The following is a 9,436-nucleotide window of genomic DNA, read 5'->3' as shown; positions in this document are numbered from 1 at the left end:
CCCGCGACTCCCTAGGCCTCGGGCGCCTCCGGCGCCTCCGTCTCGGCCAGCCCCTCGACCCGCTCGAGGCCGACCAGCTGCTCATCCTCGTCGAGGCTGATGAGTTTCACCCCCTGGGTGTTGCGCCCGACCCGCGAGACATCGGCCACCGGGGTGCGCACCAGCGTACCGCTGCGGCTGACCAGCATGATCTCGTCGTCCTCGGCGGCCTGCACGGCACCGACCACCCGGCCGTTGCGCTCGGTGGTGCGGATGCAGATCACGCCCATGCCGCCCCGGCCCCGCCGCGGGTAGTCGGCCACCGGGGTGCGCTTGCCGTAGCCGTGCTCGGTGGCGGTGAGGATATCCCCCTCGCCGAGGATCAGCAGCGCGATCACCCGCTGGCCGGATTCCAGGCGGATGCCGCGCACGCCGCCGGCGGTCCGGCCCATGGCACGAACATCCGACTCGTGGAAGCGCAGCGCCTTGCCCGCGTCGGAGAGCAGCATCACCTCGCGATCGCCGTTGGTGATCTCGGCATCCACCAGGGTGTCGTCACCGCGCAGCTCCAGGGCGATGATGCCGCTGGAGCGCGGCCGCGAGAAGTGCGACAGGGGCGTCTTTTTGACCGTGCCGTTGCGCGTGGCCATGAAGACGAAGTGGTTCTCGTCGAACTCGCGCACGGGGACGACGGCGTTGATGCGCTCATCCTCCTCAAGGGGCAACAGGTTGACCATCGGCCGCCCGCGCGAGGTGCGGCTGCCCTGCGGCAGCTCGTAGACCTTGCGCCAGTAGCACTTGCCGGTGCTCGAGAAGCACAGCAGCGTGTCGTGGGTGTTGGCGATGAACAGCTTGTCGATGAAGTCCTCGTTCTTCATCGCGGTGGCGCTCTTGCCCCGGCCGCCGCGGCGCTGCGCGCGGTAGCCGTCCAGCGGCTGCGCCTTGACGTAGCCGTGGTGCGAGAGCGTGACCACCATGTCCTCCTCGCTGATCAGATCCTCCAGCGAGAGCTCGGCGGTATCCTCGCGGATCTCGGTCTTGCGCTCGTCGCCGTACTGATCCCGGATCGCCACCAGTTCCTCGCGGATGACCTCCATCAGCCGCTCGCCGCTGTCGAGGATGTGGATCAGCTCGGCGATCCGCTCGAGGAGGTTGCTGTACTCCTCGACGATCTTGTCCTGCTCCATGGCCGTCAGGCGGTGCAGGCGCAGGTCGAGGATCGCCTGGGCCTGCGCCTCGGAGAGGCGGTAGATGCCCGAGTCGGCATCGAGACCGAAGTGATCGGCCAGCTCCTCCGGGCGCGTGGCGGCGGCCCCGGCGCGCTCGAGCATCTCGGTAACCACCCCGGGGCGCCAGTCCCGGGCGACCAGCTCGGCCTTGGCCTCCGCCGGCCCCGAAGAGCCCTTGATCAGCGCGATGACCTCGTCGATGTTGGCCAGGGCGACCGCCAGCCCCTCGAGCACGTGGGCGCGCTCGCGGGCCTTGCGCAGCTCGTAGATGGTGCGCCGGGTGACCACCTCGCGGCGGTGACGGATGAATGCTTCGAGCACCTGCCGGAGGTTGAGCGTACGCGGCTGGCCCTCGTGCAGCGCCACCATGTTGATGCCGAAGACCGTCTGCATCTGCGTGTGGCGATAGAGGTTGTTGAGCACGATCTCACCGGCCTCGCCGCGCTTGAGCTCGAGGACGATGCGGATGCCTTCCTTGTCCGATTCATCGCGCAGCTCGGAGATGCCCTCGAGGCGGCGCTCCTTGACCAGCTCGGCGATCTTCTCGACCAGCCGCGCCTTGTTGACCTGATAGGGCAATTCGGTGACCACGATGCGCTCGCGGTCCGCGGTCATCTCCTCGACCTCGGCACGGGCGCGCAGGACCATGCGCCCACGACCGGTGCGGAAGGCCTGATGGATGCCGGCGGTACCGAAGATGATGCCGCCGGTGGGTAGGTCCGGGGCCGGAACATACTCGATGAGCGACTCGACGGGCAGCTCCGGGTCGTCGACCAGGGCCACGCAGGCGTCGATCACCTCGCGCAGGTTGTGCGGCGGGATGTTGGTGGCCATGCCCACGGCGATGCCGGAGCCGCCGTTGATGAGCAGGTTGGGCAGACGCGTCGGCAGCACGTGGGGCTCTTGCTCGGAGCCGTCGTAGTTGTCGACGAAGTCCACCGTCTCCTTGTCGATGTCGGCGAGCAGCTCGTGCGCCAGGCGCGCCATGCGCACCTCGGTGTAGCGCATCGCTGCCGGCGAGTCGCCGTCGATGGAGCCGAAGTTGCCCTGGCCGTCCACCAGCCGGTAGCGCATGCTGAAGGTCTGGGCCAGGCGCACAATGGTGTCGTAGACCGCGGCATCACCGTGGGGGTGGTACTTACCGATGACGTCACCGACCACACGCGCCGACTTCTTATACGGCTTGTTGTAGTCGTTGCCCAGTTCGCGCATGGCGTAGAGGACACGCCGGTGCACGGGCTTGAGGCCGTCGCGGACATCGGGAAGGGCACGCCCGACGATTACGCTCATAGCGTAATCGAGGTACGACTGCCGCATCTCGTCTTCGAGGTTTACAGGGAGGATCTCGCGGGCAACGCCGGTCATGCGCTCTTCTCAAGACTCTCCAGGGGAAAAGGTCGATGGTACCATACCGCCGCCCGACCGGGAGCGCAGGGAGCCGTCCGCTTGGACCTGACCAATCAACTTATCCTGTTCGGCGCCGCACTGCTGCTGGTGAGCATCCTCGCCAGCGTGGTCTCGGACCGCGTCGGCGCCCCGATGCTGCTGGTCTTCCTGGCCATCGGCATGCTCCTCGGTGAAGAGGGGCTGTTCGGGATCGACTTCGACGACATTCAGGCCGCCCATCTGATCGGCAGCCTGGCGCTGGCCATCATCCTCTTCGACGGCGGCCTGCGCACCCAGGCCTCCACCTTCCGGGTGGCCCTCATACCGGCGCTCACCCTGGCCACCGTGGGCGTGATCATCACCGCCGGCATCACCGGCGGGGTGCTGGCCTGGGCCTTCGACCTCGACTGGAAACAGGGCCTGCTGATCGGCGCCATCGTCGGCTCCACCGACGCGGCGGCCGTCTTCGGACTGCTCCACGCCCGCGGACTGGAGCTCAAGCAGCGCGTGGCCGCCACGCTGGAGATCGAATCGGGCTCCAACGATCCGATGGCGATCTTTCTGACCATCATGCTGGTCGAGATCCTCGTCCAGCAGCCGGATCTGCTCGCCGCCGCCGCGGCGCTCGAGTTCGTCCAGCAGCTCGGCCTCGGCGCCGCCTTCGGCGCCCTCGGCGGCCTCACCCTGGCCTGGCTGATCAACCGCATCAACCTGACACCCGGGCTCTACCCCCTGCTGGCGCTCGGCGGCGGCCTGGCCATCTTCGGCGGGGCAGCGGTCCTCGGCGGCAGCGGCTTCCTGGCCGTCTACCTGGCCGGGCTGATCGCCGGCAATCGGCGGCTGCAGGCGGCGCAGAACATCCGCCGCTTCCACGACGGTTTCGCTTGGCTGGCGCAGATCACCATGTTCGTGGTGCTCGGGCTGCTGGTCACGCCCTCGGAGCTGCTACCCGTTGCCGCCCAGGGCCTGCTCGCCGCCGCGGTGCTGATCCTGGTCGCCCGCCCCCTGGCGGTCTTCGCCTGCCTGGCCCCCTTCCGGTTCCCCTGGCGCGAGCAACTGTTCATCTCGTGGGTGGGCCTGCGCGGCGCGGTGCCCATCATCCTCGGGCTCTTCCCGCTGCTGGCCGGGATTGAGCAGGCGGAGCTGTTCTTCAACGTGGCCTTCTTCGTGGTGCTGGTCTCGCTGGTGGTTCAGGGCTGGACCATCGCGCCGGCGGCGCGGCTGCTCGGCCTTGAGGTGCCGCCGGACAGTGGCGCCACCCAGCGTCAGGTGATCGACGTCCCGCACCAGACCGACTACGCGTTCATCGCCTACCGGATCACCGAGAGTTCGCCGGCGCTCTACGAGCCGATCAACCGGCTCAACCTGCCGTCATCGGCCCAGCCGGTGGCGCTGTTCCGCGAGGGCGAGGCGCTGCAACACCCAAGGCGCGAGGTGCTGCGCCCGCGCGACTATCTGTACCTGCTAGCCCTGCCCCGGGACATCGCGGATCTGGACCGCCTGTTCGTTGCTCCCAGCGGGCCGGCCTACCTGGCGGAGCAGCGCTTCTTCGGCGAGTTCACGCTGGACGGCTCGGCGCGGCTGGGGGACATCGCCACCGCCTACGGCATCTCCATGCCCAGCGGTGCCCGGCCGGAGCAGTCGCTGAGCGACTATCTGCTGTGGATCTTCAACAACCGGGCGGTGGTCGGTGACCGGGTGCGGATCGACAATCTGCAGTTCACCATCCGCGAGATCCAGGATGGGCGCATCGCCAAGGTGGGCATGCGCATCGGGCAAAAGGGCTGACGGGGCCTGCCACAGCGGCCCGCCGCCGAAGTAGCCCGCGCGGTAGTCGGGGCAATTCGGGCTCGCCGAACGCGCCCCTGCGGGGTTCCCTGTGCTGCTCGCCCGCGCAGGGCCGCGCTCAAAGGAACGGCGCTGACGCGCCGTTCTGCGCTGAGCGCTGACCAGCGCGAACCGGGAAAGGTTCGCGCTGGCTCCCTGCTTGGGCTGCGCTGCTCGGCGCGTTCGGAATGCGCCCGAATTGCACCGACTACCGCGCAGGGCCGCTTCGACGACTCAGCCAGCGCCCTCGAGCAGGCGGGCCATGCCGTCGGCGTCCGGCTGATGGACCACACCGCGCTCGGTGACGATGACATCCACCAGCTCCGCCGGCGTGACATCGAAGACCGGATTCCAGGCGCCGACCCCCTCGGCCTTCGGCGCGACCCGCTGGCCGCCGGCGTACAGGACCTCCCGGGCGTCCCGCGTCTCGATGGGGATCTGCTCACCGGTGGCCGTCTCCGGATCGATGGTCGAGGTGGGAGCCACCACCATGAATCGCACCCCGTGCTGGCGCGCCGCCAGGGCCACGGCGTAGGTGCCGATCTTGTTGGCCACGTCCCCGTTGGCTGCAATGCGATCGGCACCGACGATCGCCCAGTGCACCTGTCCGGTGCGCATCAGGGCAGCCGCGGCGCCGTCGGCCAGCAGCTCCACCGGGATGCCGTCGGCGGCCAACTCCCAGGCGGTCAACCGAGCCCCCTGCAGCCACGGCCGGGTCTCGTCGGCGAAGACGCGCTCGATTCGGCCATCCGCCCAGGCGGTGCGGATCACGCCCAGCGCCGTGCCCAACCCGCCAGTGGCCAGCGAGCCGGTATTGCAGTGGGTGAGCACCCCGCTGCCCGGCTGGATCAGCCCGGCGCCGGAGCGGCCCATACGCTGGTTGGCTGCAACATCCTCGGCGTGGATGGCGTGGGCCTCGGCAAGCAGGGCCGACGCCGGATCCTCGTCCTCCGGCAGCCGCGAGGCGCAGGTCTCCATGCGCGCCAGGGCCCAGGCGAGGTTGACGGCCGTCGGCCGCGAGCGGCGCAGGGTGTCCATATCCTCGGCCATACCAGCCTGCCACCCGGCGCCGTGGGTTCGCCAAGCCGCAGCACCGGCCAGGGCCGCACCATAGCCGGCGGCCACACCGATCGCCGGCGCGCCACGCACCACCATGTCGGTGATCGCCTGGGCGACGGCCGCAGCGTCGGTGCAGCAGACGTACTGTTCCTGACCGGGCAGCAGACGCTGATCGAGCAGATAGAGCCCCTCGTCGCGCCACTCCAGCGCCCGGACCGTGTCGTGGGAGGCGGTATTCAAGTCGTGGTACCCTCGCTGCAGTAAAAACGGAGCGTATTATGGAACGTGTCGACACTCTGATCCACGCCCGCTGGGTCATCCCGGTCGAGCCGAGCGGCAGCGTGCTCGAGGACCACGGGGTCGCCATCCGCGACGGACGTATCGTAGCCGTCGCCGGCAACGACGAGCTGCGCGGGAGCTACCGGGCGGATACCCAGCACGATCTCGGCGAGCACGTCCTCATCCCCGGGCTGATCAACGCCCATACGCACACCGCGATGACCCTGCTGCGCGGCATGGCCGACGACCTGCCGTTGATGACCTGGCTCACCGAGCACATCTGGCCGGCCGAGCAGCGCTGGGTCAGCGAGGCCTTCGTGCGCGACGGCAGCACCCTGGCGATGGGCGAGATGCTCCGCGGCGGGGTGACCTGCTTTAACGACATGTACTTCTACCCCGAGGTGACCGGCGAGGCCGCCCGTCAGGTGGGCATGCGTGCCCAGCTCGGGATGATCGTCATCGGCGTACCCAGCGGCTACGCGCAGAGCCTGGACGAGTACCTGGAAAAGGGCCTGGCGCTGCACGAGCGTTTCCGCGACGAGCCGCTGGTGCGCACACTGTTCGCGCCCCACTCGCCCTACACCGTGGATGACGGGTTCCTGGGGCGGATCGGCGAGCACGCCGAGCGCCTGGACGTTCCCGTACACATCCACGTCCAGGAGACCGCGGACGAGGTCCAGCAGAGCCTGCGCGAAACCGGCAAGCGCCCCCTGCAGCGCCTCGAGGAGGTCGGCCTGGTGTCACCGCGGCTGCTCGCCGTGCACGCCACACAGCTCGAGCAGACCGAGATCGAACGCCTGGCCGCCGCCGGCGCGCACGTGCTGCACTGCCCGGAGGCCAACCTGAAACTGGCCAGCGGCTTCTGCCCGGCAGCCGCACTGACCCGCGCCGGTGTCAACGTCGCCCTGGGCACCGACGGTGTGGCCAGCAACAACGACCTCGACCTCATCGGCGAGATGCGCACCGCCGCCCTGCTGGCCAAGGCGGTCTCCGGCGATGCCGCCGCCCTGCCCGCCGAGCAGGCGCTGGCCATGGTGACCATCAACGCCGCGCGCGCCTTCGGCCTGGAGGAGGAGATCGGCTCCATCGAACCCGGCAAGTCGGCGGACCTGACCGCCATCTCGCTGGCCGATCTCAACCAGCACCCGATCTACAACCCCCTCTCGCAGCTGGTCTACGCCGCCAACCGCCAGCACGTCACCGACGTCTGGGTGGCCGGCGAGCCCCGCGTGCGCGACGGGCAGCTGACCACGCTGGACCCGGCCGAGACCATTGCCCGGGCCGAGCAGTGGCGGGAACGGATCGCAGCGGAGCGGGCTCAGTGAGGGCCAACGGTAACGGAGGGCAGCCCATGAACCAGGCCGACCCGGGCAGCGAGCGCAACGAGGACACCCGCGAAACAGCGCAGTTCGATGCCACCGGCGACTGGTGGGAGCCGGACGGCAGCCAGCGGGCCCTGCACGACATCAACCCGGTGCGCCTGGAGTGGCTGGAGGCACGGCTCGACGGGCTGGCCGGCAAGCGCATCCTCGATGTCGGCGCCGGCGGCGGCCTGCTGGCCGAGGCCATGGCGCGCCGCGGCGCCCAGGTACTCGGCATCGACACAGCCCGCCAGGCACTGCAGACCGCCAAGCTGCACGCGCTGGAGGCGGAGATCACCGGCGTCGACTACCGCCAGTGCACGGTGGAAGAACTGGCCGAGGAGGCGCAGCGCGGGGAGGTCGAACCCTTCGACGCCGTGGTCTGCATGGAGATGATCGAACACACCCCGCGCCCGGAGTCGGTGGTGGCCGCCATCGCCACGCTACTGCGCGACGGCGGCGATGCCTGCTTCTCGACCATCAACCGCACCCTGCGTGCCTACGCCCTGGCCATCGTCGGCGCCGAATACATCCTCGGTCTGCTGCCCCGGGGCACGCACCAGCATGAGCGCTTCGTGCGCCCCTCGGAGCTGACCCGCTGGGGGCGCCCCCAAGGGCTGGTACTCCAGGAGGTCACGGGGCTGGGCTACAACCCATTCACCCGCACGGCGTGGCTGAAGCAGGACACCTCGGTGAACTACTTCGCCCACCTGCGCAAGCATTGATGAACACGCGGCGCGGCGTCCTCTTCGATCTCGACGGAACCCTGGTCGACACGGCACCGGATCTGATCGCCTGCGTCCAGGAGCTGCTCGCCGAGGCGGGGCGGCCGCCGGCGCCGACGGGTGCGCTGCAGACCACGGTCTCCCACGGCGCACGGATCATGGTCAGCCACGCCTTCTCGGTACCCCCAAGCGACCCGCACGCGGTGGCCCTCGAGCAGGAGCTGGTCCGGCGCTACCGGGCCCGCATCGCCGATGAGAGCCGGCTCTTCCCGGGCATGGCCGCGGTGCTCGACACCCTCGAGGGGCAGGACATCCCCTGGGGTATCGTGACCAACAAACCGACGCACCTCACCGAACCGCTGCTCGAGCGCCTGGCACTGGACACGCGCGCCGGGGCGGTGGTCTGCGGCGACACGCTGGACCGGGCCAAGCCCCACCCCGACCCGATCCGGCACGCCGCCGCCACGCTGGGCTGCGCCCCCGAGGCGTGCTGGAGCCTGGGCGATGCCCGCCGGGATATCGACGCGGCGGTGGCCGCCGGCGCCCGCGGGCTGGTGGCCCTATTCGGCTATCTGCACGCCGGCGACCGCCCGGCCCTGTGGGGCGCCCACGGGCTGATCCGCCAACCCGCGGAGCTGCTGGGTTGGCTTGAGCCCGAAGCAGGCGCCAGACTCGACCGCTCCGCTGTCTGAAACCGCGCCATGCCCGCACCCGCCATCCCCGACGACCTGCTGGCCCGGACGGCCCCGCCGGGCTCCAGCCTGGACTACGCCCTGCGCCTGGCACCGGAGCAGCAGCGCCGGCCGCTGCAGGCGATTGCGGCGTTCACCAGTGAGATCCGGCGCATCCCGCTGAGCACTCAGGAGCCCGACGTGGCCCGGGCCAAGCTGCATTGGTGGCGCACCGAGCTGGCGCGGATCCTCGAAGGGGGCGGCGAGCACCCGCTGGCCGCCCCCCTGGCCGCAGCGGTCCACGATGACCAGCTGCCGGGCGCGGAGCTGCGCGCCGTGCTCGATGAGGCCGACCGCACCCTGGACGGCGACCGGCCCGACACCTTCGCCGAGCAGCGCGAGCTGACCGAGCGCCACGCCGCGGCCCCGCTACGCCTGGCCGCCCGGGTTCTGGTCGGCGACGACTCGGCCACCGGGTACGCGACGGCACTGGGCAGCGCCATCGCATTGACCCGCAGCCTGCGTCTGCAGGGGCTGGCCGCCCGTTACGGCGACAGCGACCTACCCCGGGAGACCCTGCGCGGGGCCGGAGTGCCGGCGGAGGGAGCACTGCTCCAAGCCGATGGGACGGCCCTGCCCTCGCTGCTCCGGGCGCTGGACGCCCAGGCCGGGGCCATCGAGCCGCTGTTCTCGGCCGCGGGCCGGCGGGCGCCGACGGACCGCGCCGCGGCGCGTGCGCTACGCCCGGTGACGGCGTACGCCGCGCTGCATCAGGCCCTGCTACTGGAGATCCGTCGCCGCGGGCCGGCGGAGCTGATCCGCGGCCGGCTGACGCTGACGCCGCTGCGCAAGGTATGGGTCGCCTGGCGGGGGCGGCTGTAGCCTAAGGCGCCCCCCCCGCCGTCGCCCCCTGTTTCAGC

7 protein-coding genes are annotated in these 9,436 nt (G+C 70.4%); 5 read left to right on the top strand and 2 right to left on the bottom strand.

Annotated features, from left to right (window positions below):
- Positions 1 to 11: 11 nt before the first annotated feature.
- Positions 12 to 2,573 carry a DNA gyrase subunit A gene (gyrA, locus tag LRF89_RS12415; RefSeq protein ID WP_201168669.1) on the bottom strand — a complete coding sequence of 854 codons (2,562 nt, stop codon included), beginning with the start codon at positions 2,571 to 2,573 and terminating at the stop codon, positions 12 to 14.
- Between the two features lie 81 nt (positions 2,574 to 2,654).
- Between gyrA and LRF89_RS12410 the strand changes: the two genes are divergently transcribed.
- Positions 2,655 to 4,382 (top strand): potassium/proton antiporter, encoded by a 1,728-nt coding sequence (locus LRF89_RS12410; protein ID WP_238637261.1) that lies wholly within the window; start codon positions 2,655 to 2,657, stop codon positions 4,380 to 4,382.
- Positions 4,383 to 4,655: 273 nt separating this feature from the next.
- On the opposite strand, the gene mtnA is transcribed toward LRF89_RS12410, so the two are convergent.
- Complete coding sequence (gene mtnA, locus LRF89_RS12405) at positions 4,656 to 5,720, bottom strand: S-methyl-5-thioribose-1-phosphate isomerase (protein ID WP_238637260.1); 1,065 nt, start codon at positions 5,718 to 5,720, stop codon at positions 4,656 to 4,658.
- A gap of 38 nt (positions 5,721 to 5,758) precedes the next feature.
- On the opposite strand from mtnA, the gene LRF89_RS12400 reads away from it, so the two are divergent.
- The 4 genes from LRF89_RS12400 to LRF89_RS12385 are packed head-to-tail and all read left to right on the top strand — an operon-like array spanning position 5,759 to position 9,398.
- Positions 5,759 to 7,084, top strand: a complete 1,326-nt coding sequence (locus LRF89_RS12400) for a TRZ/ATZ family hydrolase (protein WP_201168678.1) — start codon at positions 5,759 to 5,761, stop codon at positions 7,082 to 7,084.
- A 26-nt stretch (positions 7,085 to 7,110) separates the two neighbouring features.
- A complete protein-coding gene (gene ubiG, locus LRF89_RS12395) occupies positions 7,111 to 7,845 on the top strand; it encodes a bifunctional 2-polyprenyl-6-hydroxyphenol methylase/3-demethylubiquinol 3-O-methyltransferase UbiG (RefSeq protein WP_201168681.1) in 735 nt (244 codons plus the stop codon).
- Positions 7,845 to 8,537: an HAD family hydrolase gene (locus LRF89_RS12390; RefSeq protein WP_201168684.1), complete on the top strand. Its 693-nt coding sequence runs from the start codon at positions 7,845 to 7,847 to the stop codon at positions 8,535 to 8,537. Before ubiG ends, LRF89_RS12390 begins: the two co-directional genes overlap by 1 nt.
- 9 nt (positions 8,538 to 8,546) lie before the next feature.
- Positions 8,547 to 9,398, top strand: coding sequence for a squalene/phytoene synthase family protein (locus LRF89_RS12385; protein WP_238634148.1), 852 nt, complete (start codon positions 8,547 to 8,549; stop codon positions 9,396 to 9,398).
- Positions 9,399 to 9,436: the final 38 nt, after the last annotated feature.

This window comes from Halorhodospira sp. 9621 (assembly GCF_022228055.1).
Taxonomy (GTDB): Bacteria; Pseudomonadota; Gammaproteobacteria; order Nitrococcales; family Halorhodospiraceae; genus Halorhodospira; species Halorhodospira halophila_A.
Note: the sequence above shows the minus strand (reverse complement) of the source record. Positions and strands in the feature narration are given on the sequence as shown.

Excerpts from the sequence above, each read along its gene's own strand:
- gyrA (WP_201168669.1), bottom strand. The coding sequence starts at position 2,573 with ATGACCGGCGTTGCCCGCGAGATCCTCCCTGTAAACCTCGAAGACGAG.
- LRF89_RS12400 (WP_201168678.1), top strand. The coding sequence starts at position 5,759 with ATGGAACGTGTCGACACTCTGATCCACGCCCGCTGGGTCATCCCGGTC.
- ubiG (WP_201168681.1), top strand. The coding sequence starts at position 7,111 with ATGAACCAGGCCGACCCGGGCAGCGAGCGCAACGAGGACACCCGCGAA.
- LRF89_RS12390 (WP_201168684.1), top strand. The coding sequence starts at position 7,845 with ATGAACACGCGGCGCGGCGTCCTCTTCGATCTCGACGGAACCCTGGTC.
- LRF89_RS12385 (WP_238634148.1), top strand. The coding sequence starts at position 8,547 with ATGCCCGCACCCGCCATCCCCGACGACCTGCTGGCCCGGACGGCCCCG.